This is a genomic window from Micromonospora sp. SL4-19 (genome assembly GCF_047921475.1).
In the GTDB taxonomy this organism is placed as follows: domain Bacteria; phylum Actinomycetota; class Actinomycetes; order Mycobacteriales; family Micromonosporaceae; genus Micromonospora.
Genome location: NZ_JBLROB010000001.1, coordinates 518,488 through 545,232 on the forward strand (window position 1 = coordinate 518,488; position 26,745 = coordinate 545,232).

General features: G+C 72.3%; 25 protein-coding genes, 1 tRNA gene and 1 pseudogene. 6 read left to right on the forward strand and 21 right to left on the reverse strand.

What is annotated here, in order from left to right; genetic code table 11:
• The first annotated feature begins 171 nt into the window (after positions 1-171).
• Positions 172-1,803 (forward strand): glycoside hydrolase family 13 protein, encoded by a 1,632-nt coding sequence (locus ACNAVT_RS02290; RefSeq protein WP_416292320.1) that lies wholly within the window; start codon positions 172-174, stop codon positions 1,801-1,803.
• A gap of 158 nt (positions 1,804-1,961) precedes the next feature.
• Here the strand turns inward: ACNAVT_RS02290 and ACNAVT_RS02295 are convergent, their stop codons facing one another.
• The 6 genes from ACNAVT_RS02295 to ACNAVT_RS02320 all read right to left on the reverse strand — a co-directional run bounded on the left by ACNAVT_RS02295 (position 1,962) and on the right by ACNAVT_RS02320 (position 6,560).
• The gene (locus ACNAVT_RS02295; protein WP_416292322.1) at positions 1,962-2,405 is read right to left on the reverse strand and encodes a hypothetical protein; all 444 of its coding nucleotides are present in this window, start codon (positions 2,403-2,405) and stop codon (positions 1,962-1,964) included.
• A gap of 94 nt (positions 2,406-2,499) precedes the next feature.
• Positions 2,500-2,874 carry a GntR family transcriptional regulator gene (locus ACNAVT_RS02300; protein ID WP_416292323.1) on the reverse strand — a complete coding sequence of 125 codons (375 nt, stop codon included), beginning with the start codon at positions 2,872-2,874 and terminating at the stop codon, positions 2,500-2,502.
• A complete protein-coding gene (locus ACNAVT_RS02305) occupies positions 2,871-3,806 on the reverse strand; it encodes a YihY/virulence factor BrkB family protein (protein WP_416292324.1) in 936 nt (311 codons plus the stop codon). Before ACNAVT_RS02305 ends, ACNAVT_RS02300 begins: the two co-directional genes overlap by 4 nt.
• 61 nt (positions 3,807-3,867) lie before the next feature.
• Positions 3,868-4,413 carry a 2'-5' RNA ligase family protein gene (locus ACNAVT_RS02310; protein ID WP_416292326.1) on the reverse strand — a complete coding sequence of 182 codons (546 nt, stop codon included), beginning with the start codon at positions 4,411-4,413 and terminating at the stop codon, positions 3,868-3,870.
• Between the two features lie 62 nt (positions 4,414-4,475).
• Positions 4,476-5,501 (reverse strand): tryptophan--tRNA ligase, encoded by a 1,026-nt coding sequence (gene trpS, locus ACNAVT_RS02315; protein WP_416292328.1) that lies wholly within the window; start codon positions 5,499-5,501, stop codon positions 4,476-4,478.
• 33 nt (positions 5,502-5,534) lie between these two features.
• Positions 5,535-6,560 carry a hemolysin family protein gene (locus ACNAVT_RS02320; RefSeq protein WP_416292330.1) on the reverse strand — a complete coding sequence of 342 codons (1,026 nt, stop codon included), beginning with the start codon at positions 6,558-6,560 and terminating at the stop codon, positions 5,535-5,537.
• Positions 6,561-6,735: 175 nt separating this feature from the next.
• On the opposite strand from ACNAVT_RS02320, the gene galE reads away from it, so the two are divergent.
• The gene (gene galE / locus ACNAVT_RS02325; protein WP_416292332.1) at positions 6,736-7,719 is read left to right on the forward strand and encodes a UDP-glucose 4-epimerase GalE; all 984 of its coding nucleotides are present in this window, start codon (positions 6,736-6,738) and stop codon (positions 7,717-7,719) included.
• Positions 7,716-8,909 carry a galactokinase gene (gene galK / locus ACNAVT_RS02330; RefSeq protein WP_416292334.1) on the forward strand — a complete coding sequence of 398 codons (1,194 nt, stop codon included), beginning with the start codon at positions 7,716-7,718 and terminating at the stop codon, positions 8,907-8,909. The genes galE and galK overlap by 4 nt, the downstream gene beginning before the upstream one ends.
• Before the next feature lie 86 nt (positions 8,910-8,995).
• On the opposite strand, the gene ACNAVT_RS02335 is transcribed toward galK, so the two are convergent.
• From ACNAVT_RS02335 to ACNAVT_RS02375, 9 genes and pseudogenes are all read right to left on the reverse strand, one after another.
• On the reverse strand, positions 8,996-10,318 hold the full coding sequence (locus ACNAVT_RS02335) for a sulfate adenylyltransferase subunit 1 (RefSeq protein WP_416292336.1): 1,323 nt from the start codon (positions 10,316-10,318) through the stop codon (positions 8,996-8,998).
• A complete protein-coding gene (gene cysD, locus ACNAVT_RS02340) occupies positions 10,318-11,229 on the reverse strand; it encodes a sulfate adenylyltransferase subunit CysD (protein WP_416292338.1) in 912 nt (303 codons plus the stop codon). The genes ACNAVT_RS02335 and cysD overlap by 1 nt, the downstream gene beginning before the upstream one ends.
• Positions 11,230-11,310: 81 nt before the next feature.
• The gene (locus ACNAVT_RS02345) at positions 11,311-12,144 is read right to left on the reverse strand and encodes a 3'(2'),5'-bisphosphate nucleotidase CysQ (protein WP_416292339.1); all 834 of its coding nucleotides are present in this window, start codon (positions 12,142-12,144) and stop codon (positions 11,311-11,313) included.
• Between the two features lie 99 nt (positions 12,145-12,243).
• Entirely contained in the window at positions 12,244-12,834 is a 591-nt protein-coding gene (gene pth, locus ACNAVT_RS02350) for an aminoacyl-tRNA hydrolase (protein ID WP_416292340.1), read from the reverse strand.
• A gap of 104 nt (positions 12,835-12,938) precedes the next feature.
• Positions 12,939-13,643, reverse strand: coding sequence for a 50S ribosomal protein L25/general stress protein Ctc (locus ACNAVT_RS02355; protein ID WP_416292342.1), 705 nt, complete (start codon positions 13,641-13,643; stop codon positions 12,939-12,941).
• A 296-nt stretch (positions 13,644-13,939) separates the two neighbouring features.
• Positions 13,940-14,920 (reverse strand): ribose-phosphate diphosphokinase, encoded by a 981-nt coding sequence (locus ACNAVT_RS02360; protein WP_416292343.1) that lies wholly within the window; start codon positions 14,918-14,920, stop codon positions 13,940-13,942.
• Positions 14,921-14,972: 52 nt separating this feature from the next.
• Positions 14,973-16,499 (reverse strand): annotated as a pseudogene (glmU, locus tag ACNAVT_RS02365) (bifunctional UDP-N-acetylglucosamine diphosphorylase/glucosamine-1-phosphate N-acetyltransferase GlmU).
• A 73-nt stretch (positions 16,500-16,572) separates the two neighbouring features.
• Positions 16,573-16,643: transfer RNA gene (locus ACNAVT_RS02370), tRNA-Gln, on the reverse strand.
• Between the two features lie 47 nt (positions 16,644-16,690).
• Positions 16,691-17,431, reverse strand: a complete 741-nt coding sequence (locus tag ACNAVT_RS02375) for a resolvase (protein ID WP_416292345.1) — start codon at positions 17,429-17,431, stop codon at positions 16,691-16,693.
• A gap of 124 nt (positions 17,432-17,555) precedes the next feature.
• Here ACNAVT_RS02375 and ACNAVT_RS02380 point away from each other — a divergent pair, with 124 nt between their 5' ends.
• Together ACNAVT_RS02380 and ACNAVT_RS02385 are read left to right on the forward strand one after the other, a co-directional pair.
• Positions 17,556-18,530 carry an acyl-CoA desaturase gene (locus ACNAVT_RS02380; protein ID WP_416292346.1) on the forward strand — a complete coding sequence of 325 codons (975 nt, stop codon included), beginning with the start codon at positions 17,556-17,558 and terminating at the stop codon, positions 18,528-18,530.
• A gap of 159 nt (positions 18,531-18,689) precedes the next feature.
• Positions 18,690-19,376 carry a TetR family transcriptional regulator gene (locus ACNAVT_RS02385; protein WP_416292348.1) on the forward strand — a complete coding sequence of 229 codons (687 nt, stop codon included), beginning with the start codon at positions 18,690-18,692 and terminating at the stop codon, positions 19,374-19,376.
• Between the two features lie 18 nt (positions 19,377-19,394).
• Here the strand turns inward: ACNAVT_RS02385 and ACNAVT_RS02390 are convergent, their stop codons facing one another.
• The 6 genes from ACNAVT_RS02390 to ACNAVT_RS02415 all read right to left on the reverse strand — a co-directional run bounded on the left by ACNAVT_RS02390 (position 19,395) and on the right by ACNAVT_RS02415 (position 25,406).
• The gene (locus ACNAVT_RS02390; RefSeq protein WP_416292838.1) at positions 19,395-19,868 is read right to left on the reverse strand and encodes a DUF4383 domain-containing protein; all 474 of its coding nucleotides are present in this window, start codon (positions 19,866-19,868) and stop codon (positions 19,395-19,397) included.
• 113 nt (positions 19,869-19,981) lie between these two features.
• Positions 19,982-20,437 carry a DUF4383 domain-containing protein gene (locus ACNAVT_RS02395; protein ID WP_416292350.1) on the reverse strand — a complete coding sequence of 152 codons (456 nt, stop codon included), beginning with the start codon at positions 20,435-20,437 and terminating at the stop codon, positions 19,982-19,984.
• A gap of 94 nt (positions 20,438-20,531) precedes the next feature.
• Entirely contained in the window at positions 20,532-22,331 is a 1,800-nt protein-coding gene (locus ACNAVT_RS02400) for an ABC-F family ATP-binding cassette domain-containing protein (protein WP_416292352.1), read from the reverse strand.
• A 184-nt stretch (positions 22,332-22,515) separates the two neighbouring features.
• The gene (locus ACNAVT_RS02405; RefSeq protein ID WP_416292354.1) at positions 22,516-23,469 is read right to left on the reverse strand and encodes a 4-(cytidine 5'-diphospho)-2-C-methyl-D-erythritol kinase; all 954 of its coding nucleotides are present in this window, start codon (positions 23,467-23,469) and stop codon (positions 22,516-22,518) included.
• A gap of 85 nt (positions 23,470-23,554) precedes the next feature.
• Complete coding sequence (gene rsmA, locus ACNAVT_RS02410; RefSeq protein WP_416292356.1) at positions 23,555-24,424, reverse strand: 16S rRNA (adenine(1518)-N(6)/adenine(1519)-N(6))-dimethyltransferase RsmA; 870 nt, start codon at positions 24,422-24,424, stop codon at positions 23,555-23,557.
• Between the two features lie 82 nt (positions 24,425-24,506).
• Positions 24,507-25,406 (reverse strand): TatD family hydrolase, encoded by a 900-nt coding sequence (locus ACNAVT_RS02415; protein WP_416292840.1) that lies wholly within the window; start codon positions 25,404-25,406, stop codon positions 24,507-24,509.
• An 82-nt stretch (positions 25,407-25,488) separates the two neighbouring features.
• Here ACNAVT_RS02415 and ACNAVT_RS02420 point away from each other — a divergent pair, with 82 nt between their 5' ends.
• Complete coding sequence (locus tag ACNAVT_RS02420; RefSeq protein WP_416292357.1) at positions 25,489-26,712, forward strand: hypothetical protein; 1,224 nt, start codon at positions 25,489-25,491, stop codon at positions 26,710-26,712.
• Positions 26,713-26,745: the final 33 nt, after the last annotated feature.

Genomic DNA, 26,745 nt, shown 5'->3' on the forward strand with positions numbered 1-26,745 from the left:
CGTCCCGACCAGTGGGACAATCCCGGCGTGGTGCGACTCCGATCCGCGTGATCGCCATCATTTCTTGCGCAAGGATTGCTTGACTCTTGCAGCGTCCAGCGGCATTCTGCTCAGAACCCATCACCGCGCGGCGCGCCGCCGTCCCGCGCCAGAGAACGGGGATCGTCACCGATGACCGCCGCCACCAACCCCACACCGCTCGCCTCCGACGACTGGTGGCGATCCGCGGTCGTCTACCAGGTCTACGTCCGCAGCTTCGCCGACGCGAACGGGGACGGGGTCGGTGACCTCCGGGGCATCCGGGAGCGCCTGCCATACCTGCGCGACCTCGGCGTGGGCGCGCTCTGGCTGACGCCGTTCTACACCTCGCCGCAGATCGACGCCGGCTACGACGTGTCCGACCACCGGGACGTGGACCCGCTCTTCGGAAACCTCGCCGACTTCGACGCGATGATCACCGACGCGCACGCCCTGGGCCTGCGCATCATCGTGGACCTGGTCCCGAACCACACGTCCAGCCGGCACGCCTGGTTCCAGGCGGCGCTCGCCGCCGGCCCCGGCTCGCCCGAGCGCGAGCGTTACCTGTTCGCCGACGGCAAGGGCGAGCAGGGCGAGCTGCCGCCGAACGACTGGGAGAGCATCTTCGGCGGCCCCGCCTGGACCCGGGTCGTCGACGGCCAGTGGTACCTGCACCTGTTCGACCCGGCCCAGCCCGACCTGAACTGGCGCCACCCCGAGGTGCGCAGCGAGTTCGAGGACATCCTGCGGTTCTGGCTCGACCGGGGCGTGGACGGCTTCCGAATCGACGTGGCGCACGGGATGATCAAGGCCGAAGGGCTGCCGGACGTCGGCTTCAACTCGATGACCACCGGCCAACGCCAGTCCGAGCTGTTGGGCAAGGGCAGCCTGCCGTACTTCGACCAGGACGAGGTGCACGACATCTACCGCGCCTGGCGGCCGATCCTGGACAGCTACACCGGCGGCCGGATGGCGGTGGCCGAGGCCTGGGCGGAGACCCCGCAGCGGCTGGCCCGCTACATCGGCCCGGACGAGCTGCACCAGGCGTTCAGCTTCGACTTCCTCGACGCCACCTGGTCGGCCGACTCCTTCCGCAAGGTGATCGACACCGCGCTCGCCGAGTCGACCATCGTCGGTGCCCCGACCACCTGGGTCCTCTCCAACCACGACCGGCAGCGCCACGTCACCCGCTACGGCGACGGTGAGGTCGGCCTGCGGCGAGCCCGGGCCGCCGCCCTGCTGATGTTCTCCCTGCCCGGCTGCGCATACGTCTACCAGGGCGAGGAACTGGGCCTGCCCGAGGTGCTGGACCTTCCCGACGAGCTGCGCCAGGACCCGGCGTTCCTGCGTACCGGCGAGAGCCGGGACGGCTGCCGGGTGCCGATCCCGTGGAGCGGCGAGCTGGCCCCGTACGGCTTCGGCCCGGAGGGCAGCGAACTGAGCTGGCTGCCGGCCCCGGCGACCTGGCGCGCGCTGTCGGTGGCCGCCCAGGCCGGCGTGCCCGGCTCGACGCTGGAGCTCTACCGTTCCACCCTGCGGCTCCGGCGCGAGCATCCGGCGCTGGCCGGCACCGACGGCATCACCTGGCTGGAGACCGAGCCCGGAGTGCTGGCCTTCCGCCGCACCGCCGGGGACGCCGAGCTGACCTGTGTGGTCAATCTCAGCGGCGCCGAGGTCACGGTCGCCGGCCACGGCCGGCCGATCGTCGCCAGCGCCGACCTCACCGAGCAGGGCGACGGGCACGCCCTGCCGGTGGACGCGGCTGCGTGGTTCGAACGGCGCTGAGCCGGGTAACCCGCCATTGACCTGGTCGTCCGTTGTGCTCCGCGCCGGCGGGCGGCTGGGCTACCGACCCCTTGTGGTGGGGGGTGAGGTGGCGCCGGCGCCTCGGGGAGCCCGCTCTCCGGGGTGCCGGCGTCCATCTGGGACGCCATCCAGCACGGTCAGGCGCCCTTGCCCGTGAGCAGTTCGGCGATCCGGGCGAAGCCGGCCCGCACCTCCTCCCGGCTCGGCGCGGTCGGCGGCTCGGCCGTCGGCTCCTGCTCGGCGGCGAGCTCCAGCTCCTCGTCGATGACGTCCTCGAAGTCGCCGTAGAGGTCCGCCTGGTCGATCTGGGCCGCCTCGTCCTCGGCGGCGATCTGCGCGGCGGCGATCTCGCCGCGGATCTCCTCGGGTGTCAGCGCCGGCAGCAGCGGTTCGACCACCGCCATCAACTGCTCCTCGGCGACCACCGCCTCGGCCAGGGCGAGCGCGTGCGGCCGCTCGTACGGGCCGCAGACCACCGGCTCCCACTCCTCGGCGTCGCCGAGCGGGCCGAAGGTGATGATCCACGGCAGGCCGAGCATCGGCGAGTCGTCCGGCAGGTCCAGTGTCACGAGTGCGCCCACGCGCTCATCATGGTCGTTCCCACCGTGGACGTGCGCGCTATTCACCCCAAATGCCTGCCCTTCCGCTCATCCCCCGCGCCAGGCTGCAGCGCGGTCAGCGGGGGTGGGTGGTGGAGAGGGCGGCGCGGACGAGGGCGAGGGCGCGGTCGGGCGGAACGCCCAGGCGGGCCGCCTCGGCGGCGTACTCGGTCGCGGCGCGGTGCAGCCGGTCGGTGGCGTCGTCGCGCCCCGGCGCCACCACGGTGCCGTGCCGGCCGCGGGTCTCCACCAGGCCGTCCCCCTCCAGCTCCCGGTACGCCCTGGCCACGGTGTTCGCCGCCAGACCCAGGTCGGTGGCGAGCTGCCGGACCGCGGGCAGTCGGGTGCCGACCGGCAGCCGCCCGTCGCCGATCATCCGGGCGAGCTGCCCGCGCACCTGCTCGTACGGGGGCACCGCCGAGCTCTGGTCGATCTGGATCCGCGTCGTCATCCCGCCCCTCCCGGCGTACCCGGCTCGGGCACCTCGTCGGCCTCCACGTCCACCTCCCGGGCCGCGCGGCCCTCGGCCAGATCCACCACCCGGCCGTACCGGCTGGTGGCGGCCAGCGCGGCCCCGAACAGCACCAGCTGGTTGAGCAGATAGAGATAGAGCAGCAGCCCCACCGCGGTGGCGACCACGGTGTAAGCCGGGTTTCGCTCGGTGCGGACCACGTAGTAGCGCCCGACCGTGTTGAGCAGGGTGATGCCGATCGCGACCACGAGCACCACCGGGCGCAGCCGGCGGCGGCTCATCCGCAGGCGGGGCACCGCCACCAGCAACGCCGCGGCCAGCACCGCGTTGACCACGACGCTGAGGACCGCGCTGACCGTGGTCAGGCCGACCGACCCGGTGCTGCGCAGCAGGAAGCGCAGCCCCGACTCCAGCGCGTCGACGGCGGCCACCGAGATGCCGAGCAGCACGAAGACCGCGACCAGCACCCCGAGGTCGACCAGCCGGCGCACCACCAGGTTGCCGGGTTGCTGGTTGAGGCCGTACAACAGCCGCTGCGAGGAGCGGATCGCCTCCACCCAGCCGATCCCGGTGAAGACCAGGATGACCAGGCCGATCGCCCCGACGGTGTTGCTGCTCTGGGCGATCTGCTTCGGATCGATGAAGGGCAGGTTCTCCCGGAGGAACCTGGCCGCCGCCCTGCCGACCTCGTCGTTCTCCTCGAGGACCGCGCCGAAGATCCAGTATGCGACCAGGGCGAGCGCGAAGACCGCGAAGAAGCCGTAGTAGGCGATCGCGGCGGCGAGCCGGCCGGCGAGCACGTTGGTGTAGAGCGTCCCGGCCCGCCACAGGTGGTCGAAGACCGGCGACCGGTCCCGCGCCGCGTCGATCCGGCGGCCGAGGGTGGCCTCGATCCGGCCGAACACGTTCACCACGTCATCCTCGCCGATCCCCCGTCGGGACGCAGGCAGGCAGGCCGGCCGGGCGCTCTGCTCAACCGCCCAGCCGGAAGTCGCGGCGTGGCTGCCACCGGGTCTGCCCCGAGTGCGAGAAGAGCGTGAACGACTCCACCTCGAACAACGCCGAGAAGTCGGCCAGATCCTCGTACGCCTTGTCCAGCACCTCGGACGGGACGTCCTGGGCCACCGTGACGTGCGGGTGGTACGGGAAGCGGGCCTCCCGGTGCAGCTCGGGAGCTGAGTTGATCGCGGCGGCGAGCACCTCGCACTCGCTGATCCCGGCCGCCACCGCCACGAAGACCACCTGGGTGACCGGACGGAAGGTGCCGGTGCCCCGCAGGTGCAGGGTGAACGGCAGGTGCGCGGTGGCCACCCGGGCCAGGTGCTCCTCGACGGCGGGCAGCGCGCGCACCGGGATCTCGGTGGGCCCGAGCAGGGTGACGTGAGCCGGGACGGCCTGCGGGTCACCGGCCTCGATCCGGCGGCGGGTGAGCATCCCGCCCCACGGCTCGGGGATGTCCACCGCGATCCCGATCTCGATGGTGTCGCCGGCGTCCGGCACCCCGTCCCTGCGATCCACGCTCCGCGCCACCCCTCCGGCCACCGACTGCGTCCACCCGTTCCCGTCGCGCCCGGGGGCGGCTACTCGAACCGGACCGGCGGGAAGAAGCCGATCCGGTCGTACGTGGTGCGCAGCGTCGCCGCGGCGACCACCCGGGCCTTCTCCGCGCCCTGCGCGAGCAGCTTGTCGAGCTGGGCCGGGTCGTCCAGGTAGCCGCGGGTGCGCTCCTGGATCGGGGTGAGGGCCTCCCGGACCACCTCGGCGAGGTCCTTCTTGAGGTCGCCGTAGCCCTTGCCGTCGTAGGCGGCGACCAGGTCGTCGATGCCGCGGCCGGACAGCGCGGAGTAGATGCTCAGCAGGTTGGCGATGCCAGGCTTGCCCACCGCGTCGAAGACGATCTCGCGGCCGGTGTCGGTGACCGCGGAACGGATCTTCTTGGCCGAGCGGGCCGGGTCGTCCAGCAGGTCGATGATGCCGGCCGGCGAGGAGGACGACTTCGACATCTTGGCCGTCGGGTCCTGCAGGTCGGTGATCTTCGCGGTGTCCTTGACGATGTGCGGCGCGGGCACCGTGAAGGTCGGCCCGAACAGCGTGTTGAACCGCTGAGCCAGATCGCGGGAGAGCTCCAGGTGCTGGCGCTGGTCCTCGCCGACCGGCACCGCGTTGGCCTGGTAGAGCAGGATGTCGGCGGCCATGAGGACCGGGTAGGTGAAGAGGCCGACGCTGGCCCGCTCGCTGCCCTGCTTCTGCGCCTTGTCCTTGAACTGGGTCATCCGGCTGGCCTCGCCGAAGCCGGTGATGCAGCCGAGCACCCAGGCCAGCTGGGAGTGCTCGGCCACCTGGGACTGGACGAAGAGGGTGCTGTGCTCCGGGTCGATGCCGACGGCGAGCAGCTGCGCGGCGGCGACGCGGGAGCGCTGCTTGAGCACCTTCGGGTCGTGGCCGGCGGTGATCGCGTGCAGGTCGACCACGCAGTAGAAGGCGTCGTGGCTCTCCTGCAGGGCCACCCAGTGCCGCACCGCACCCAGGTAGTTGCCGAGGTGGAACGAGTCAGCCGTCGGCTGGATGCCGGAGAAGACGCGGGGGCGGGCGGGTACGTCGGACATGCCGGCAATTCTGTCAGCAACGCCCGGGGCACGTCATGACGGGCCGGCGGGTCGACTTTCCGCGGGCGTGACCCGGGCCGTGACCTCGCGCCGTTGCTCGGGCAGGCGCGCGGTGGCGACCGCCAACCGGGACACCCGCCGCCCGTCGAGCGCGAGCACCCGGAGCAGCCAGCCGTCCGGCGGGTCGTCCGGGTCGGATCCGCCCGGGCCGCCCTCAGCGGGAGCGACGGGCACCTCGTCACCGGTGACCGGCAGCCGGCCCAGGGCGGCCATCACGAAGCCGCCGACCGTCTCGTACGGCCCGGTGGGCAGCGGCACCCCGGTGCGTTCGGCGAAGTCGGCCAGGTTGAGCCGACCGTCGACGACGGCGGGCAGGCCGGCGTGGGTCGGGTCGGGCGGGGCGTCGTACTCGTCGTGGATCTCACCGACCAGCTCCTCGACCAGGTCCTCGCAGGTGACGATGCCGGCGGTGCCGCCGTACTCGTCGACCACCACGGCAAGGTGGTGCCCCTCCCGGCGCATCTCGGTGAGCGCGGCCAGCACGCGCTTGCTGCCGGGCAGCCGCTTCACCTCGCGGGTCAGCTCACCGACCGTGGCGCAGCGGTCGGGTTCGGGGCGGACCAGCACGTCCCGCAGGTGGACGAAGCCGGCCACGTCGTCGTGGGTGCCGTCGACCACCGGGTAGCGGGTGTGCGTCTCGGCCCGGACGAGCCGCTCCGCCTCGGCGACCGTGAGCGCGGCGGAGAGGAAGACCACCTCGGTACGCGGCACCATCACCTCGCGGACCAGGCGCGCCCCGGCCATCAGCACCTCGTCGATGATCCGCCGCTCGTCCGGGTCGAGCACCGTGTTGGCGGCAACGAGGTCGCGCAGCTCGGCTTCGCTGATCCGCTCCCGGCCGGCCGCCGGGCTGGCCCCGAGCAGATCGGTGACCAGGCGGGTGGCGCCGTCGGCGGCGCGGACCACGAGCCGGGCCACGGTCCGCGCGAGGGGGCCCGGCTCGCGCCGCGGTCGCCCCGGCCGTCGTCGCCGGCGCCCGCGGCCGCCTGCCTCCCGCATGCAAAGGATCGTAGACAGCAGTCACCGGGCATCCGGGCCGATGTTCGGATCTGTTCAATCGTGACGGATCATGATGGGATGGCGAACGGTCATGGGCAGCGCTGACACAGCCGGCGGCCGTAGGGTGATCGCGGACGGCCGCCTCAGGACGCGGCCAGGCAGGAGGAAAACCGACGTGAAACTGCTCGTCACCGGCGGCGCCGGCTACATCGGCAGCGTGGTGACCCGGATGCTGCTGGACCACGGCCACGACGTGACCGTCCTGGACGACCTGCGCACCGGCCACCGGGAGGCACTCACCCCCGAGGCGACCCACGTCGACCTGCCGGTGCACGCGGCCGCCCGGGTGCTCACCCCGGACGCCGGCTTCGACGGCGTGCTGCACTTCGCCGCGCTGATCGCCGCCGGCGAGTCGATGGTCAAGCCGGAGCTCTACTGGCAGAACAACACCGTCGGCTCGCTCGCCCTGATCGACGCGGTCCGCGCCGCCCGGGTGCCCCGGCTGATCTTCTCCTCCACCGCCGCCGTCTACGGCAACCCCACCGAGGTGCCCATCCCGGAGACCGCCGCCAAGGCACCCACCAACACGTACGGGGCGACCAAGCTGGCCGTCGACATGGCGCTCACCTCCGAGGCGATCGCGCACGACCTGGCCGCCGTCTCGCTGCGCTACTTCAACGTCGCCGGGGCGTACCTGCACGAGGGGCGGGCCATCGGTGAACGGCACGACCCGGAGACCCACCTCATCCCGCTCGCCCTCGACGTGGCCGCCGGCCGACGCGACAAGCTCCAGCTCTTCGGCGACGACTACCCCACCGTCGACGGCACCTGCGTCCGCGACTACATCCACGTCGAGGACCTGGCCCGCGCCCACCTGCTGGCGCTCACCGCCGCGGTCCCCGGCCGGCACCGGATCTACAACCTGGGCAACGGCAACGGCTTCACCAACCGACAGGTGATCGAGGTGGTCCGCGAGGTCACCGGCCACGCCATCCCGGTCGAGGTGGCCCCGCGCCGCGAAGGCGACCCGGCCGAACTGGTCGCCTCCTCCGGGCTGGCCCGCGAGGAGCTGGGCTGGGTGCCGGCGAAGCCCACCCTGCACCACATGGTCGGCGACGCCTGGGCCTTCTACCGGGCGCACCTGCTGGGGCCGCGGTGACCACCGCCGCCGCCACGACCTCCACCGCGCCGCCGGGCGACGTCGCCGCCCGCGCCGGCGCCCGCTTCCGCCAGCGGTACGCCGCAGAGCCGGCGGGCCGCTGGGCGGCTCCCGGTCGGGTCAACCTGATCGGCGAGCACACCGACTACAACGACGGCTTCGTGCTCCCCTTCGCGCTGCCACTGCGTACGGTGGTCGCCGCCGCGCCGCGGGACGACGAACGCTGGACGGTCTGCTCGGAGCTCTCCGACGACCCGGTCGAGTTCGGTCCGGCCGACGCCGACGAGCCCGGTCGGGTCACCGGCTGGGCCGCCTACGTGGCCGGGGTGGTCTGGGCGCTGCGCGCCGCCGGGCACGCCGTCGCCGGAGCCCGACTCTCCGTCGCCTCCGACGTGCCGGTCGGCTCCGGGCTCTCCTCGTCGGCGGCCATCGAGGCGGCGGTGCTCACCGCCCTGGTCGACCTGAGCGGGCTGGACCTGCCCGCCGACCGGTGGCCCCGGCTCGCCCAACGCGCCGAGAACGGCTACGTCGGCGCGCCCACCGGGATCATGGACCAGTCCGCGGTGATCCGCGCCCGCCCGGGGCACGCCCTCTTCCTCGACTGCCGCACCGAGCAGGTCGAGCACATCCCGTTCGACCTGTCCGCCGCCGGGCTGGCCATGCTGGTGATCGACAGCCGGGCCCCGCACCGGCACATCGACGGCGAGTACGCCTCCCGCCGCAGGTCCTGCGAGCGGGCCGCGTCGCAGCTCGGCATACCGGCGCTGCGGGACGTCCCGGCCGACGGCCTCGACGCCGCGCTCGCCCGCCTCGACGACGACGAGACCCGGCGGCGGGTCCGGCACGTGGTCACCGAGAACCAGCGGGTGCTCGACAGCGTCGCGCTGCTCCGTGCCGGCCGGGTACGCGACGTCGGCCCGCTGCTGACCGCCTCGCACGCCTCGATGCGCGACGACTTCGAGATCACCGTGGCGGAGATCGACACCGCGGTCGAGGCGGCTCTGGCCGCCGGGGCGTACGGCGCGCGGATGACCGGCGGCGGCTTCGGCGGCTGCGTGCTCGCCCTGGTCGAGGCGTCCGCCGCCGACACCGTGGCGGCCGCCGTGGCCGCCGCGTACGCCGAGCGCCGCTTCACCGCCCCCGGCACCCGCACCGTCCTCCCGGCCGGCGGCGCACACCGCGTGGACTGACCCGCCACCCGCCCTCGTTCACGGAAAGGGTGGCCACCCGCGCTCGGATGGCCACCCTTTCCGTGAATCTGCGCTCTGAGAAACCGTCAGCCGGCCTCGACGATCATGCCGGCGCCCACCGTACGGTTGGTGGCCTCGTCGATGATGACGAAGCCGCCGGTGGTGCGGTTGCGGCGGTACTCGTCGGCGAGCAGCGGGATCGTGGTCCGCAGCCGGACCCGACCGATCTCGTTGAGCTTCAGCTCGCCGGGCGCCTCGTCCCGGTGCAGCGAGTTGATGTCCAGCCGGTAGTGCAACCCACGCACGATCGCCCGTGCCGAACGGGTGGTGTGCTTGATGGCGTACTTGCCGCCGACCTGCAGCGGGCGGGTCTCGTCCATCCAGCAGACCATCGCCTCGATGTCCTGGGCGACCGCCGGGGCGTTGTTCGGCCGGCAGATCATGTCGCCGCGCGAGATGTCGATCTCGTCGGTCAGCCGGACCGTCACCGACATCGGCGGGAACGCCTCGTCCACCGGGCCGTCGGCCGTCTCCACCGAGGCGACCCGGCTGGTGAAGCCCGACGGCAGCACCATCACCTCGTCGCCGGGCTTGAGCACCCCGGAGGCCACCTGACCCGCGTAGCCGCGGTAGTCGGTGACGGTGGTGGACTGCGGCCGGATCACGTACTGCACCGGGAAGCGTACGTCGACCAGGTTGCGGTCGGAGGCGATGTGCACCCGCTCCAGGTGGTGCAGCAGCGACGGGCCCTCGTACCAGGGCATGTGCTCCGAGCGGACGACGATGTTGTCGCCCTTGAGCGCGGAGATCGGCACCACGGTCAGGTCCGGCACGTCGAGCTTCGCGGCGAACGCGGTGAACTCGTCGGCGATCCGCTCGAACACCTCCTGCGACCAGTCGACCAGGTCCATCTTGTTCACACAGAGGACCAGGTGCGGCACCCGCAGCAGCGAGCAGAGGAACGCGTGCCGGCGGGACTGCTCCACCAGGCCCTTGCGGGCGTCCACCAGGATCAGCGCCAGGTCGGCGGTGGAGGCGCCGGTGACCATGTTCCGGGTGTACTGGATGTGCCCCGGGGTGTCGGCGATGATGAACTTCCGCCGCGGCGTGGCGAAGTAGCGGTAGGCCACGTCGATGGTGATGCCCTGCTCCCGCTCGGCCCGCAGGCCGTCGGTGAGCAGCGCCAGGTTGGTGTACTCGTCACCCCGGGCCGCGCTGACCGCCTCGACGGCGGCGAGCTGGTCGGTGAAGAGCGACTTCGTGTCGTACAGCAGCCGGCCGATCAGGGTCGACTTGCCGTCGTCGACGCTGCCGGCGGTGGCGAACCGCAGCAGGTCCATCGGCCGGGCCTCCGGCCCGGCGGCGGCCCGGGCATCGGTCGCGTCCGGTGCCAACGTCTCAGCGCTCATCAGAAGTAGCCCTCCCGCTTACGGTCCTCCATCGCGGCCTCGCTGACCCGGTCGTCGCCGCGGGTCGCGCCGCGCTCGGTGATCCGGGTGGCGGCCACCTCCTCGATCACCTTCTCCACGGTGTCGGCCTCCGAGCGGACCGCCGCGGTGCAGGAGGCGTCGCCCACGGTCCGGTACCGCACCTGAGCCTTGACCGGCTGCTCACCGGCGCGCGCCCGGAAGAACTCGTTGACCGCGTACAGCATGCCGTCCCGCTCGATCACCTCGCGCTCGTGCGCGTAGTAGATCGACGGCAGCGGGATCCGCTCCCGGGCGATGTAGTGCCAGACGTCCAGCTCGGTCCAGTTGGACAGCGGGAAGACCCGGATCGACTCGCCCGGGTGGTGCCGGCCGTTGTAGAGCGCCCACAGCTCCGGGCGCTGGTTCTTCGGGTCCCACTGGCCGAACTCGTCGCGGAAGCTGAACACCCGCTCCTTGGCCCGGGCCTTCTCCTCGTCCCGCCGGGCACCGCCGAAGAGCGCGTCGAAGCGGTGCTTCTCCACCGCGTCGAGCAGCACCGGCGTCTGGATCCGGTTGCGCATCCCGTCCGCCGACTCGCGGACCAGCCCCTTGGCCAGGGCCTCCGGCACGCTGGCCACGATGAGCTGCAGGTTCAGCTCGGCGACCCGCTGGTCCCGGTATTCCAGCACCTCGGGGAAGTTGTGCCCGGTGTCGACGTGCATCACCGGGAAGGGGATGTTGGCCGGAGCGAAGGCCTTCTGGGCCAACCGGAGCATCACGATCGAGTCCTTGCCGCCGGAGAAGAGCAGCACGGGACGCTCCATCTCGGCGACGACCTCGCGCATCACGAAGATGCTCTCCGCCTCCAGCGCGTCGAGGTGGGAGACCTGGTACGCGGCGGGGGACGTCATGACACGAACTCGATTCGCTCGGATCCGCTCATCGGGGATTCCAGACCTTTCCGGTCGGACTTCTGAAGAAGAACGCTCAGGCTACCCGGAATGCCGCTGCAACGCTGCAAGCAACCGGCTGGCGAGATCCTTGCGGCACACCAGCAGGTCAGGCAGGCGGGGGTCAGCCTCGTTGTATTTCAGCGCAGAACCGTCGATCCGGGAAGCGTGCAGCCCGGTGGCCGTCGCCACAGCGATCGGAGCGGCCGAGTCCCACTCGTACTGACCGCCGGCGTGGATGTACGCGTCAACCTCACCGGTGACCACAGCGGCGATCTTCGCGCCCGCGGAGCCCATCGGCACCAGATGAGCGCCGACGTCCTCCGCCAGATCGGTCAGGAAAACGGGCGGACGACTACGACTCGCCGCCAACCGGATGATCCGCGTGCCGCCCGACGTCGCCGCCTCCAACGTCATCGGGGGATACGCCGGCGGGTAGTCGGTGCCCAGCACCCGGTGCTGCGCCGGCAGCCCCACCGCACCCGCGACCAGGCCGTGCGGCGTCGGCGCGTTCCGCGCCCAGAGCGCCACGTGCACCGCCCAGTCCGACCGGCCGTCCTCGGAGAACTCCCGGGTGCCGTCCAGCGGGTCGATGATCCACACCCGGTCGGCGGTCAGCCGGGACACCGCATCGGAACTCACCTCGGCCGTCCAGGCCAACCGGGAGCCCTCGTCCTCCTCCGACAGCACCGCATCGGCCGGCCGCCACTTCGCCAGCTCGGTACGGATCAGGTCGTGCGAGACCTTGTCCCCGGCCGACTTCAACGCCCCCGGATCCGCGAAGCCCATCTCCGCACGCAGGTTCATCAGCGCCTGACCCGCCCGCGCCGCCAACCACCGGGCGAACGCGCCATCGATCATCGGAGGACTGCCCATGGTTCCGCTCCCGTCGCCCGCCGTCACCGGCACCCGCCACGTCAGAAAGGCGCAGACTACCGGCCGGACCAGGCGGAACCGGCATGCCCCACCCGAAACTCACCCGCCGTGGTAGAGGTTCTGCGTCGGCTCCACCCCACGGGTGACCACCGACTCCGCCACGTCCGCCGCCCGGTCCACCAGGAACTCCAACTCCTTGCGCTCCACCGAGGAGAAGTCGGACAACACGTAGTCCGCCGGATCCTGCCGGCCCGGCGGCCGGCCGATGCCGAACCGCACCCGCACGTAGTCCTTCGTGCCCAGCGACTTGGACATCGAGCGCAGGCCGTTGTGGCCGCCCTCGCCGCCGCCGCACTTCACCCGCAGCTGCCCGTACGGGATGTCCAGCTCGTCGTGCACCGCGATCACCCGATCCGGCGGAATCTTGTGGAACTGGGCCAGCCCGGCCACCGGTCCGCCGGAGAGGTTCATGTACGTCAACGGCTTCACCAGCACCAGCTTCGGACCGCCGAACCCGAGCCGCCCCTCGGCGACCTCCGCCACCGCGCGCCGGTGCCGCCCGAACCGGGCCCCGACGCGACCGGCCAGCAGGTCGGCCACCAGGAAGCCGACGTTGTGCCGGTTACCCGCGTACTCCCGGCCGGGGTTGCCCAGGCCGACCACCAGCCACGGCCCCGCCTCGTCCGTCACGCCACGCCCCTTCCGTCAACTCCGGCCACCAAGCGATCGCCCCCAACACGCCGACAGGCGCCCCCGGAAACCCGGGGACGCCTGTCGCACAGCCTGCGGACCGATCAGGCCTCGGTCTTCGCCTCGGCGCTCTCCTCGCCGCCAGCGGCGGCCGGAACGCCGGCCTCGGCGCCCTCGGAGGACTCGGTCTCCTCGCCCACCCCGGCCTCGATCTCCTCCTCGGCCACCTCGACCTCGGGGAGGGTGGCCTCGAGCTGCTCGGCGGTCGGGGCGGCGGTCACCGTGGCGACCGGCAGCTCCGGGTCCGCGGCCAGCTCGACACCGGCCGGCAGCTCGACGTCGGCGGCGGTGACCTGGACGCCCGGCTCGGCACCCTCGATCGAGGCCTCCAGGTGGTCCGGCACCTTGGTGGCGTCGGCGGTCACCGAGAGGGTGTCGTGGTCGTGCACGATCAGGGTGTCCTTCGCGGCCTCACCGGTCAGCTCGACCGGGACCTCGACGGTGACCTTCTCGCCACGGCGGACCAGCAGCAGGTCGACGTGCTCGAAGGTGTCCTTGATCGGGTCACGCTGGATCGCCTTCGGCAGCGCCAGCACCTGGGTGCCGTCGCTGACCTCGATCGCGAAGAGCTGGTTCGCACCGCCCTTACGGATCGCGGCGGCGAACTCCCGCGCCGGAAGCGCGATGTGCTTGGGCTTCTCGCCGTGGCCGTACAGCACGGCGGGCACCTTGCCGGCCCGGCGGGTACGACGGGCACCACCCTTGCCGAACTCGGTACGGGGCTCGGCGCTGATCTTTACCTCGGACACGGGGAAACTCCTGATGCTTCGCTGCGGCGGCTTGTCGTCTTGCGGTGCTGGGCGAGGGGCTCGCTGGGGCTCATGTGTCATGCTCGACTGCCCGGAGCACCGCGTCGATGACGGCGCCTCCGTGCGGTGCTATTTCAGCGGCCCGCCGGGCACCCTCGCCGTGGCAACCGCACCAGTCTACCCGAGCGAATTCCGCGACTTCCGGCAGTCCCCGGATCCGGTCGCAGCCGGCCCGCAGGCCAATCTCCCACCGCCGGCGGCCGCCTGGGACGACCGCCGGCGGTGGGAGCGGTGCCTCAGCTCAGGCCGCCGAAGAGGGTGGTCACCGAACCGTCGTCGAAGACCTCCCGGATCGCCCGGGCCAGCAGCGGCGCGATCGACAGCACGGTGATCTTGTCGAGCTGCTTCTCCGGCGGCAGCGGCAGCGTGTTGGTCACCACGACCTCGCTGATCGGGCTGTTCTTCAGCCGCTCGGTCGCCGGGTCCGACAGCAACGCGTGGGTGGACGCGACCACGATCTCCGCCGCGCCGGACTCCTTCAGGATGTCGGCGGCCTTGGTGATCGTGCCACCGGTGTCGATCATGTCGTCGACGATCAGGCAGACCCGGCCCTCCACCTCACCGACCACCCGGTTCGCCACCACCTGATTCGGCTTCAGCGGGTCCCGGGTTTTGTGGATGAAGGCCAGCGGGCAGCCACCCAGCCGGTCCGTCCAGCGCTCCGCCACCCGCACCCGGCCCGAGTCCGGCGCCACCACCGTCATCGGGCGGCCCGCGTACTTGTGCTCCACGTACTCGGCGAGCACGTCCATCGCGAACAGGTGGTCCACCGGCCCGTCGAAGAAGCCCTGGATCTGCGCGGTGTGCAGGTCGACCGTGAGGATCCGGTTCGCGCCCGCCGTCTTCAGCATGTCGGCCACCAGCCGCGCCGAGATCGGCTCCCGCCCCCGGTGCTTCTTGTCCTGCCGGGAGTACGGGTAGTACGGCAGTACCACGGTGATCCGCTTGGCCGAACCGCGCTTCAACGCGTCGACCATGATCAGGGTCTCCATGACCCAGGTGTTGACCCCGTGCGTCACGGACTGCACCACGAAGGCGTCCGAACCGCGGACCGAGTCCTTGAACCGTACGAAGAGCTCACCGTTGGCGAACTCGTACGAGTCGGAGGGCGTCGGCGCGACGCCGAGCACCTCACCGATCTCCTTGGCCAGCTCCGGAAAGCCACGTCCGGAGAAGAGCATCAGGCTCTTGCGGTTTTCGGCGACGATGCTGCCCATGGCCCGTCTGCTCCCGTTTGTCGGAGGTTCCCGGCGGCGGTGGAGCCGGGGACTATTCGGTTGCAGTATCCCCCGCGTTCACCGGCCCGCCCACGGTCTCGGCACCCTCGTGGATTCAGTCACCTTCACTTGCGGCGTCGGCCCCGTGCGACGCATCCTCACGGGCCCGCTGCGCCGCCTCGGCGGCCGCCGTACCAGCCCGCTTACGCAGCACCCAGCCGTCCACGTTGCGCTGCTGGCCCCGAGCCACCGCCATCGCGCCCGGCGGCACGTCCGCGATGATCACCGACCCCGCCGCCGTGTACGCGCCGTCGCCCACCCGCACCGGCGCCACGAACATGTTGTCCGCCCCGGTACGCGCGTGGCTGCCGATCGTCGTGTGGTGCTTTCGCACGCCGTCGTAGTTGACGAAGACCGACGCCGCGCCGATGTTGCTGTGCTCGCCGATCGTCGCGTCCCCGACGTACGACAGGTGCGGCACCTTCGAGCCCTCGCCGATCGTGACCTTCTTGGTCTCCACGAACGTGCCGACCTTCGCCTTGCGGGCCAACCGCGACTCCGGCCGCAGGTACGCGTACGGCCCCACGCTGGCCTGCGGACCGACCTCCGCGCCCACCGCGTGACTGCGCACCACGCTGGCGCCCTCGCCGACCGTGGTGTCGATCAGCGTCGTGTCCGGGCCGACCACCGCACCAGCGCCGACCACCGTGGTGCCCTGGAGCTGGGTGTTCTGGTCGATCACCGCGTCCCGTCCGACGGTCGCCGTCACGTCGATCCAGGCGGTGTGCGGGTCGAGGATGCTCACCCCGGTCCGCATCCAGCCCTCGTTCACCCGGTCCCGCAGCAGTCGACGCAGCCCGGCCAGCTCGACCCGGTCGTTGCAGCCCAGCGTCTCCACGTGATCGGCGGCGCAGTGCACCGCCACCGGCTCCCCCGCGTCCCGCAGCAGGCCGAAGACGTCGGTCAGGTACTCCTCGCCCTGGTCGTTGTCGGTGGAGAGCTTGCTCAGCGCCTCCCGCAGCCGCGCCACGTCGAACGCGTAGATGCCGGCGTTGATCTCCCGCAGCGCGCGCTGCTCCGAGGTGGCGTCGCGCTCCTCGACGATCTGCTCAAGCCGGCCCTCGGCGTCCCGCACGATCCGGCCCAGGCCGGTCGGGTCGGGCACCTCGGCGCCGAGCACGGTCGCCGCCGCACCCGCCTCCTCGTGCGCCTCGACCAGGGCCCGCAGGGTCTCCGGCCGCAGCAGCGGCACGTCTCCGTTGATCACCACCACCGTGCCGGTGACCTCCGGCACCGCGTCCAGCGCGATCCGGACCGCGTGCCCGGTGCCGAGCTGCCGCTCCTGCAGCACCGGGGTTGCCGCCGGGGCGATCTCGGCCAGGTGCGCCCCGACCTGGTCGGCGCCGTGCCCGACCACCACTACCGTGCGGTCCACGCCGAGCGGGTCGGCCGCGGCGAGGACGTGCCCGAGAAGCGTACGACCGAGCAGCGGATGCAGCACCTTGGGCAGGGACGACTTCATCCGCTTGCCCTCACCGGCGGCGAGCACGACAACGGTGCGGAGGCGGGGCTGGGACACGACGTGGCTCCCGTCGGGACGGCGACAGTCTCGCGGCCATGCTAACCACGCGGGCGCGGCCAAACAGCAGAAGCTCCCGGGAGAGGATTCGAACCCCTATAATCAGGACCAAAACCTGACGTCCTGCCATTAGACGACCCGGGACGGTCGAAAACGGGCAAAACCGAACCCGTTCGGCGGCTGCCTACACCTTACCGGTCGCCGGTTTGATCCTCATCGGCCATTCCCTTCATGATCCCCTCGATCCTCCAGTAGACCCGACTCGACCCGACGACACAGACGATCAGGCAGCCGCGGTAGTCGGTGCCGACGTTCTTCCGCACGGTCGTCGGCCGATGCTTCTTCAGGGTCGTGCGCTGAAACTCGTCAGGCGGCACGCCCACCAGGTCGGCCCACCACCGCACCGCCGCCGACGCATCAGCCGTTTCGTGGATGCTCACCCGGAACCGCCGGTCGGCCGCGGGCACCCCGAGCGCGTCGAGGAACCGCAGAAAGATCGTCACCAGCAGCGGATCACTGTTGATGAACTTGATCCGGCAATCGTGCGGACGCCAGGGCTTCGCCTTAGCTCCCTCACACCAGTACAGGGCTGCGCCGACCAACACCAGTTCCCGGTAGCCCAACGCACGCACCCACTTGGCGGCGGCCGCCACCGTGTCTGCCCGGGCCGCGTCGCGCGCCTCTCGATGGGCGCTCCACTGGGCGTCGGTCCTGGCTTGCGAGCTCGCTCGGCGCCGCTGGCGCACCACCTCGGGGTCAAGCGGGATATGCCGGGTCCAGAGATACGCAGTCGACTTCGACACCCGCAGCTGCCCAGCGATCTCACCCACCGGGTGGCCCTCCCGCCGGAGGGCGAGTGCCTTCTCGTACAACTCCGGCTTCCATCCCCGGTACGGACGCACCTCGGGCGGCTCAGCCTCGTGATCGGCCACCCCGGCAGGTTAGAACGGGCGTACGACAACCCCTCGGGTCATTCACGATCCCAACTGTCCGATACGGCCCGGCCCCCTGCTGGTTACGGTGACGTAGGCGTAACCCCTTTTCCTGGGAGGTGCCATGTCGACCGCCCTGACCGGCCCGGACACCGGGCCCAAGCCGCTGACCGAAGGCCACCAGTCCCGGGGCATCCTGATCGCCCTCTGGGCCTTCGTGGTCGTCCCGTTTCTCGCTCTGGTCGCCGCCATCCCCTTGGCCTGGGGCGGCTGGCTGGGTTGGAGCGACGTCCTCGTGGCCACCTTCTGGTATCTGCTCTCCGGGCTCGGCGTCACCGTCGGCTACCACCGGTACTTCACCCACGGCTCGTTCAAGGCGAAGCCGTGGCTGCGGGCGGCGCTCGCGGTGGCCGGCTCGTTCGCGGTGCAGGGCGAGGTCATCCAGTGGGTGGCCGACCACCGCCGGCACCACGCCTTCTCGGACCTGGAGGGCGACCCGCACTCGCCGTGGCGGTTCGGGGAGAGCGTCCCGGGGCTGACCCGCGGCCTGTTCCACGCACACATCGGCTGGCTGTTCAACCGGGAGCTGACCAACCGCGAGCGGTTCGCCCCGGACCTGCTCGCCGATCCCGCCACCCGCCGGGTCGACCGGCTGTTCCCGCAGCTGGTGGTGGTCTCGCTGCTCGGACCGACGGCGATGGGCGGGCTGCTGACCTGGTCGTGGCAGGGCGCGCTGACCGCGCTCTTCTGGGGCGGACTGGTCCGGATCGCGCTGTTGCACCACGTCACCTGGGCGATCAACTCGGTCTGCCACGTCTACGGCGAGCGTCCGTTCGCGGTACGCCAGGGTGACCGGGCCGCGAACTTCTGGCCACTGGCGCTGCTGTCGTTCGGGGAGAGCTGGCACAACCTGCACCACGCCGACCCGACCAGCGCGCGGCACGGGGTGCTGCGGGGGCAGCTCGATCCGTCGGCGCGGGTGATCTGGCTGCTGGAGAAGACCGGGGCGGTGTGGGCGGTCCGGTGGCCGAAACCGGAGCGGATCACCGCGAGGCTGGTGGGACCGGGGCGGGCCCGGGGGCGCGCGACGCGGCGGTAACCGGTCGATCGCCGGTGCGGTTGCCTGGCAGGATGGCCGGGTGACCGAGCTTCAGCGCCGTCGGCCCGGCGACCCGGCCGGGCCGCGGGAGGGCAGGGCCGACCGATGAGCAGGCAGATCCCACGGCAGGGCGTTACCGAGCGCCGGCGAGGTGACGAGATGACCGAGGTTTCCGGCAGCGACACCAGCACCGCCAGGCGGCGGGCCGTCCCGGCGTCGAAGCCGTCTTCCCGGGTACGGATGTCCGCCGCGCAGCGCCGCGAGCAGCTGATCTCGATCGCCCGGCAGATCTTCGCCGAGCGGGGTTTCGACGCCACCTCGATCGAGGAGGTGGCCGCCCGGGCCAAGGTCTCCAAGCCGGTGGTGTACGAGCACTTCGGCGGCAAGGAGGGGCTGTACGCGGTGGTGGTGGACCGCGAGGTCCGCTCGCTGTTGGACCGGATCACCACCGCGCTGACCGCGGGGCATCCGCGGGAGTTGCTGGAGCAGGCGGCGTTGACGCTGCTGACGTACATCGAGGAGGAGACCAGCGGCTTCCGGGTGCTGGTCCGGGAGTCGCCGCTGATGTCGGCGACGGGCAACTTCAGCAGCGTGATGAACGACGTGGCGCACCAGGTGGAGCACATCCTGGGCGCGGAGTTCTCCAGCCGGGGGTACGACCCGAAGCTGGCGGAGCTCTACTCGCAGGCGCTGGTGGGGATGGTGGCGTTGACCGGGCGCTGGTGGCTGGAGGTGCGCCGGCCGCGGAAGGAGACGGTCGCGGCCCACCTGGTGAACCTGGCCTGGAACGGCCTGTCGCACCTGGAGCCGAAGCCGGGCCTGATCACGTCCCGCAAGCCGGGTTGAGCGGCCGGCAGCCGGCGGTCAACGATGGCGCTCGGCGACCGGGTGGCGGCGGCGTTCATGCTCCACCTCGGCGTGTTCCGGCGGACCGACCTTGTCGTAGAGGCCGGTACCGAGCAGGACCAGCCCGAAGATCAGCGAGACGATGACGGTGGACATCGAGAAGTTGAGGAAGTTCGCCGTCGTCTGGAGCAGGGACATCATGAGCAGGGCGGTGAACAGGAAGACCACCCCGGCGGTCAGGTTCATGTAGTGGCCGAGGTTGCTGCGGCGGGACGCTCCGATCAGCAGGAACGCGCCGAAGATGACCGAGACGATGGAGAAGGCCAGGTTGGTCCGGAGTCCGAGCGACCAGTCATTGCCCCGGCCGAATAGCCCGGTGTCCCAGGTGAGGACGACCCCGTAGACCCCGAACGCCAGGATGTAGACCCCGATGAGCCCGGCGAGGACCCGGTAGAACGGTCGTGCGGGATGGTTCACCGGGAGATGCACGATGGGCCCCCTCCAGACAAATGGCCCTTTCGTGGAGATTGTCCCCCATGCTGCCCGAATCCGTCCCGGAAACGCCGAAGGCCCGGCTCGCGCCGGGCCTTCGGGTAGGGCTGCGGTCAGAGCACCAGCCGCGCCTTCTGCCAGCTCTCCTGCTCCTCGGTGGTGCCGACCTTGCCGTACATGCCGGTCATCAGGAGCACCAGGCCCAGGACCAGGACCACGATGACGGTCATCATCGAGAAGTTGAAGATGTTGGCGTCGGTCCGAAGGAACGCCAGGCCGGCCAGGCCGAGGACCATCAGCACGTAGGCGAGCCACTGGTTGATGGCGACGTCGACGTTGCGGCCGATCGCGAAGCCGAGCAGGATCACGGCCCCGAACACGATCGAGAGCAGCGAGAAGCCGAGGTTGGTGCCCTGGCCGAGGACCTTGGTGTCGTCCTGGGCGAGGACGTCGTTGCCGATGCTCGCGATGACTCCGAACACGCCGAAGAGGACGAAGTACAGACCAACGAGCCCGCCGATCGCCCGGTAGATCGGCCGCGCGGGGTGGTTGACGGGGGTGTGGGACATCTCTGCGTCTCCAAGACCGTTCGGATGGGGGGTCGCCTGCGATTGTCCCGTACGCCGGTTTGTGGCGCCGCACACCCCCCTCCCTGTGCCGAGGTCAGCTCTCCGGCAGCTCCGCGGCGAGGGTCAGCCAGGCCTCCTCGGTGCGTTCCCGTTCGGCCCGCAGCTCCTTCAGCTGGGCGTCCAGCTCGGCGACCTTGGCGTAGTCGGTGGCGTGCGCGGCGAGCTGGTCGAGCAGGTCGGCCTCCTTCTGCTCCAGCTTGGCGACCTGCCGTTCCAGCTTGCCGAGTTCCTTCTTCGCGGTGCGTACCTCGGCGGCCGACATGCCCTCGCGGCCCGGGGCGGTCGCGGCCGGGGTGAGGTCGGCCGGGGCCGGGCCCCCGCCTGCGGCGGCCCGGGCCAGATACTCGTCGACCCCGCCGGGCAGGTGCACCAGCCGCCCGTCGCCGAACATCCCGTACGCCACGTCGGCGACCCGCTCGATCAGGTACCGGTCGTGACTGGCCACCACGATCGTGCCGGGCCAGGAGTCGAGCAGGTCCTCCAGCGCGGCGAGGGTGTCGGTGTCCAGGTCGTTGGTGGGCTCGTCGAAGAGGAGCACGTTGGGCTCGCCGGCGAGCAGCCGGAGCATCTGGAGCCGGCGGCGCTCCCCGCCGGAGAGGTCGCTGACCGGGGTCCAGAGCCGCCGGTCGTCGAAGCCGAAGATCTCGGCGAGCTGGGCCGCGCTGATCTCCCGGTCGCCGAACTGGACGCGCCGGGCCACCTCCTCGACGGCCTCCAGGACGCGCAGGTGGCCGGGGAGCTCGGCGAGTTCCTGGGACAGGAACGCGGGCCGCACGGTCTGTCCGGTGGTGAACCGCCCACCATCGGGGCGGGTGATCCCGGCGAGCATGCGCAGCAGGGTGGTCTTGCCGGCGCCGTTGCGCCCGAGGATGGCGACCCGGTCCCCGGGACCGACCTGCCAGGTGACCCCCTGCAGGATCTCCTTCGGGCCGGCGTGCAGGGTGACCTGCTCCAGGTCGTACACCTGCTTGCCGAGCCGGGCGGTGGCGAGCCGCTGCAGCGACATCGTGTCGCGCGGCGGCGGGACGTCGGCGATGAGCGCGTTGGCCGCCTCGATACGGAACTTCGGCTTGGAGGTACGCGCGGGCGCGCCGCGGCGCAGCCAGGCGATCTCCTTGCGGAGCAGGTTCTGCCGGCGGGCCTCGGTGGCGGCGGCGACCCGCTGCCGCTCCGCCCGGGCGAGGATCCAGGCGGCGAAGCCGCCCTCGTACGCCCGGACGGCCTGGTCGGCGACCTCCCAGGTGGTGGTGCAGACGGCGTCGAGGAACCAGCGGTCGTGGGTGACCACGACGAGCGCGCCCTTGCGGGTGACCAGGTGCCGGGCCAGCCAGTCGACGCCGCCGACGTCGAGGTGGTTGGTGGGCTCGTCGAGGATGAGCAGGTCGGCGTCGCGGACCAGCAGCGCGGCGAGCGCGACGCGGCGGCGCTCACCGCCGGACATCGGGCCGACGGGCGCGTCGAGGCCGAGGTGTGGCATGCCGAGGCCGTCGAGGATGGCCCGTACGCCGGCGTCACCGGCCCACTCGTGCTCGGCGCCCATGCTCTCGCCGAGCCAGGCGGTGCCGAGCACGACGTCGCGGACGGTGGCCTCGGGGGCGAGGTTCAGACTCTGCGGCAGCCAGGACACGCGCAGGTCGCGGCGGTGGGTGACCCGGCCGTCGTCGGGGTCCTCGGTGCGGGTGAGCAGCCGCAGCAGGGTGGACTTGCCGGCGCCGTTGAGGCCGACCACACCGACCCGGTCGGCGTCGTCGAGGCCGAGCGAGACGTCGGTGAGCAGCGGCCCGGCAGCGCCGTACCCCTTGGACACCCGGTCCAGGTTGACGATGTTGGCCACTTACCCACCTTTCATGATCAAGGCGTCCCGGTGCCGGCGGGCAACTCGGGACGCCTGGCCCCTCAGGGTACGCGGAGTCTCCGGCACGCCGGCAGGCGTCCGCCCCCGGTGACGGTCAACGGCTTGCGCCGCCGGGTTGTTCCATCCGGCGTCCCGCAGGCGGGCGGGAGGCCGGCCGGCCCGGTCAGACGATGCGGGCGCCGGCGACCGGGCCGTGGGCGACGCGGGCCTCCCGGCACACCCCGACGGCCTCCAGTTCGGCGGCGATCCGCCCGGCGTGCGCCTCGTCGGTGGCGAGGAAGGCGCAGGTCGGGCCGGAGCCGGAGACGATGCCGGCGAGCGCGCCGGCCGCCTCCCCCGCCTTGAGCGTGTCGGCCAGCGCCGGGCGCATGGCCAACGCGGCGGCCTGGAGGTCGTTGCCGAGGACGGCGGCGAGCACCCGCGGGTCGCGCTGGCGCAGCGCGGTGAGCAGCGCGTCGGTGCTGCCCAGCGGTGCCCCCGCGCTGCCGGCGTCGCGGAGCCGGTCCAGCTCCCGGTAGGCCGCCGGGGTGGACAGGCCGCCGTCGGCGACCGCCACCACCCAGTGCCAGGAGGTGGGGCGGGCCAGCACCGGGCTGACCGCCTCGCCGCGGCCGGTGCCGAGGGCCGTGCCGCCATGGATCAGGAACGGCACGTCGGAGCCGAGGTCGGCGGCGATGCCGGCCAGCTGTTCCCGGGACAGTCCGGTGCCCCAGAGCGCGTCGCAGGCCACCAGCGCGGCGGCCGCGTCGGCGCTGCCGCCGGCCAGCCCGCCGGCGAGCGGGATCTGCTTACGCAGGTGCAGCCGGGCGTGCGGCAGGACGCCGGCGTACCCGGCGAGGGCGTGGGCGGCCCGGATCACCAGGTTGGAGTCGTCGAGCGCCAGCTCACCGGCGCCCTCGCCCTCCATCGTGAGGGTGAGCGTGTCGCCGCGGCGGGCGGTCAGCTCGTCGTAGATGGAGATCGCGTGGTAGACGGTGTTCAGCTCGTGGAATCCGTCCCGGCGCAGCGGTCCCACCCCGAGGTGCAGGTTGACCTTGGCGGGCACCCGGACCTTGACCGGCCCGCTGGCCCCGCGCCGCTGCTGGTCCTCGTCGTCCGGTCGCCAAGCCTCGGTCACGGGGCGATTCCCCCCGGGCGCAGGCGGATGTCGAACGGCTTCTCCACGATCAGCTCCTCGGCGGGGTCGGGCAACGGCGCCCAGCCTACTGGTCCGCGGTGGAGACGGCCGGGGCCGACGCGGCGATGGCGGCGAACTGCTCCACGGTCAGCGACTCGCCGCGGGCACCCGGATCGACGCCGGCGGCGGTGAGCGCCTCGGCGGCCCGGTCGGCGCCGCCGGCCCAGCCGGCCAGGGCCGCGCGCAGGGTCTTGCGGCGCTGCGCGAACGCCGCGTCGACCACGGCGAAGACCGCCTCCCGCCGGACGCCGGCGCGGGGCGGCTCACGCCGGGTGAACGCGACCAGCCCGGAGTCGACGTTGGGCACCGGCCAGAACACGTTGGGTGGCACCTTGCCGGCGGCCCGGGCCCGGGCGTACCAGGCGAGCTTGACCGAGGGGATGCCGTACACCTTCGAGCCGGGACCGGCGACGAGCCGGTCGGCGACCTCCTTCTGCACCATCACCAGACCGTGCCGCAGGGTGGGCAGCTCGGCGAGGAGGTGCAGCACCACCGGCACGGCGACGTTGTAGGGCAAGTTCGCCACGAGCGCGGTGGGGGCGGGTTCACCCAGGTCGGCGGCGGTGACCCGCAGCGCGTCGGCGGGGTGCACGGTGAGCCGGGCGGCGTCCGGGCCGGCGAACCGGGCTGCGGTCTCCGGCAGCGCGGCGGCCAGCGCCGGGTCGATCTCCACGACATGCACGTGCGCGGCGACCGGGAGCAGCGCCAGGGTGAGCGAGCCGAGCCCGGGGCCGACCTCCAACGCCACGTCGTCCGGGGCGAGCCCGGCGGTGGTGACGATCCGGCGGACGGTGTTCGGGTCGTGCACGAAGTTCTGGCCGAGCTTCTTGGTCGGCGTTACGCCGAGGCGCGCGGCAAGCTCCCGGATCTCCGCCGGGCCGAGGAGACCGGTCACGCCCCGTAGCGTATTCGCCTCGCCCTGCCCGGCAGGAGGGGCCCCTTCCCCCGCCGGAGACGCCCAGCAGGGATCCCTGCTCTCACCACGGGCCGAAGGCACGGTCGCCGGTGGCGGAGATCGCGGCGCAGAGGGTGTCGAGGTCGGTGCCGGTGGTCTCGGCCAGGGACCGGACCGTCAGCGGAATCAGGTACGACGCGTTCGGCCGTCCCCGGTGCGGCATCGGGGTCAGGTACGGGGCGTCGGTCTCCACCAGCAGCTGGTCGACCGGGGTGACGGTGGCGGCCTCGCGCAGCGCCCCGGCGCTGCCGAAGGTGACCGTGCCGGCGAAGCTGAGCAGGTAGCCCCGGCGTACACACTCGCGGGCGAAGTCGGCGTCGCCGGAGAAGCAGTGCATGACGACGGTGTCGGGCGAGCCCTCGTCGTCGAGGATGCGCAGCACGTCGGCGTGGGCGTCCCGGTCGTGGATGACCAGCGCCTTGCCGTACCGCTTGGCGATGGCGATGTGCGCCCGGAAGCTCTGCTCCTGCGCGGCCCGCCCCTCGTCGCCGGTGCGGAAGAAGTCCATCCCGGTCTCGCCGACCCCGCGGACCCGGTCCCTGGCGGCGAGCGCCTCGATCTCGCGCAGCGCTTCGTCCAGGTCGGCCAGGCGGGGCGCCTCGTTCGGGTGCAGCGCCACGGTGGCCAGCACCGCGCCGTAGCGCTCGGCCACGTCGGCGCCCCAGCGGGACGACTCGACGTCCACGCCGACCTGGACCAGCCGGTCGACGCCGACGCCGGCGGCCACCGCGATCGCCGCGGCGACCGGGTCGTCGGCGGGTCCGCCGCCGGGTACCCCGGCCTCGCTGACGGTGATGTCGAGGTGGGTGTGGCTGTCCAGCACGGGGACGGGCAGCGCCTCGGGGGCGGGCGGGAACTCCCCGGCCCGGCGGGCGGCCCGCTGCTTGCGGGTTTCGGTCTGCTCGGTCATCGCGGCCAGCATCACACACCGCCGGCGGCCGGCGTTTCCGGACCGCCACCGATTGTTCACGCCCTCAACATCTGTGGCGGTTACCGTGCGGATCGTGACCGTCACCCCTCAGGCCAGCGGGACCGGGCTGCACGTGACGTACGACGGCCGGGTCCACCCGGCGGAAGAGATCGCCCGGGGCGCGGCCTACGAGTTGTTCAGCGCCGACGAGGTGCCCGGCTTCGAGTGGACGCCCCGGCCGGGCTTGGCGCACCCGTGGCGGAAGTTCGTGCACGTCACCGAGGTGAGCGCGGTGCACGGCGGGGCGCCGCCGACCGATGAGGCGGACGCGCCGCTGCTGATGCCGGTGCACCGGGAACGCGGCTGGTCGTACCTGCACCAGCTCAGTCAGCAGCCGGCCGCGGCCGGGGACCCGACGCTCGCCGCGGTGCGCGCCTCGGCGGTGATCCGCTCGGGCACCCGGATGGTGAAGGTGCTGTCGGCCCGCCAGCTCGCCGGCTACGTGCGGGGTTGGTTGCCGCACGGTTTCTGCTACCGGGAACACGACGTGGCGCACCTGCGTACGCCCCCTGGGATGGCGGTGCTGCGCGGCGACGGCGAGGGCGGGGACGTGGCGTTCGCGCTGCGCTGGCGGGCCATCGACCCGGCCGACTACGAGGTGCCGGTCGGTCCGGCGCACCAGGGGCTCGTCGCGCTGCCGCCCCGGGACCGGCTCGGGCCTCCGGTGCTGGGTACCGGGTTCGTGCCGAGCAACGCCCAGCTCATCCCGGAGTTCATCACCCGGGACTTCGCCGACCTGCCGATGCCGGCGAACGCCGCGCTGGTCGCCTACCCGGCGGACGGGGCGGAGGTGGTGCTCTACACCTACCAGGCCGAGCAGCGGGGCTGGCTGCGGATGGTCGGCCCGCAGTGGCGGCACCTGCTGGCGGCGGTCCCCGGGCTCTCCCCCGACCAGGAATACATGCCGACCGGCGACGCGCCCCGCTCCACCCACCTCGTCGGCACCTACGGCGACAGCGAGTACGAGGCGGTGGCCGACCTGCCCGGCGGGTTCCGGGTGCTGGCGATGACCCGGGCGGCCCGGTACCCGGTGGAGGCGGCGGCCCGACGGCTGCGCCACGCCACCTGGCGCGGGGTGCCCTGCCTGGTGCTGCGGGAGGAGTCGGGCTGGCTGCGGCTGCGGTTGCGGCGGCCGGGCCCGGACGCGGTGGCGACGACCGGGGCGCAGTGCCACGAGCGGGGCGTCTACGAGGCCTGGGCGCCGGGCACCGAGGTGACCGACGACCAGGTGGTGGACCTGCCGTATCCGAGGGCATAACCGGAGACGGCACGGGAATCCGCCGGGGTCCGA

Excerpts from the sequence above, each read along its gene's own strand:
- ACNAVT_RS02385 (WP_416292348.1), top strand. The coding sequence starts at position 18,690 with ATGACCGAGGTTTCCGGCAGCGACACCAGCACCGCCAGGCGGCGGGCC.
- ACNAVT_RS02320 (WP_416292330.1), bottom strand. The coding sequence starts at position 6,560 with ATGCGGGAGGCAGGCGGCCGCGGGCGCCGGCGACGACGGCCGGGGCGA.
- ACNAVT_RS02335 (WP_416292336.1), bottom strand. The coding sequence starts at position 10,318 with ATGAGCGCTGAGACGTTGGCACCGGACGCGACCGATGCCCGGGCCGCC.
- ACNAVT_RS02290 (WP_416292320.1), top strand. The coding sequence starts at position 172 with ATGACCGCCGCCACCAACCCCACACCGCTCGCCTCCGACGACTGGTGG.
- ACNAVT_RS02395 (WP_416292350.1), bottom strand. The coding sequence starts at position 20,437 with ATGTCCCACACCCCCGTCAACCACCCCGCGCGGCCGATCTACCGGGCG.
- ACNAVT_RS02415 (WP_416292840.1), bottom strand. The coding sequence starts at position 25,406 with ATGCTGGCCGCGATGACCGAGCAGACCGAAACCCGCAAGCAGCGGGCC.
- ACNAVT_RS02345 (WP_416292339.1), bottom strand. The coding sequence starts at position 12,144 with ATGGGCAGTCCTCCGATGATCGATGGCGCGTTCGCCCGGTGGTTGGCG.
- ACNAVT_RS02300 (WP_416292323.1), bottom strand. The coding sequence starts at position 2,874 with ATGACGACGCGGATCCAGATCGACCAGAGCTCGGCGGTGCCCCCGTAC.
- ACNAVT_RS02360 (WP_416292343.1), bottom strand. The coding sequence starts at position 14,920 with ATGGGCAGCATCGTCGCCGAAAACCGCAAGAGCCTGATGCTCTTCTCC.
- trpS (WP_416292328.1), bottom strand. The coding sequence starts at position 5,501 with ATGTCCGACGTACCCGCCCGCCCCCGCGTCTTCTCCGGCATCCAGCCG.
- ACNAVT_RS02380 (WP_416292346.1), top strand. The coding sequence starts at position 17,556 with ATGTCGACCGCCCTGACCGGCCCGGACACCGGGCCCAAGCCGCTGACC.
- cysD (WP_416292338.1), bottom strand. The coding sequence starts at position 11,229 with ATGACGTCCCCCGCCGCGTACCAGGTCTCCCACCTCGACGCGCTGGAG.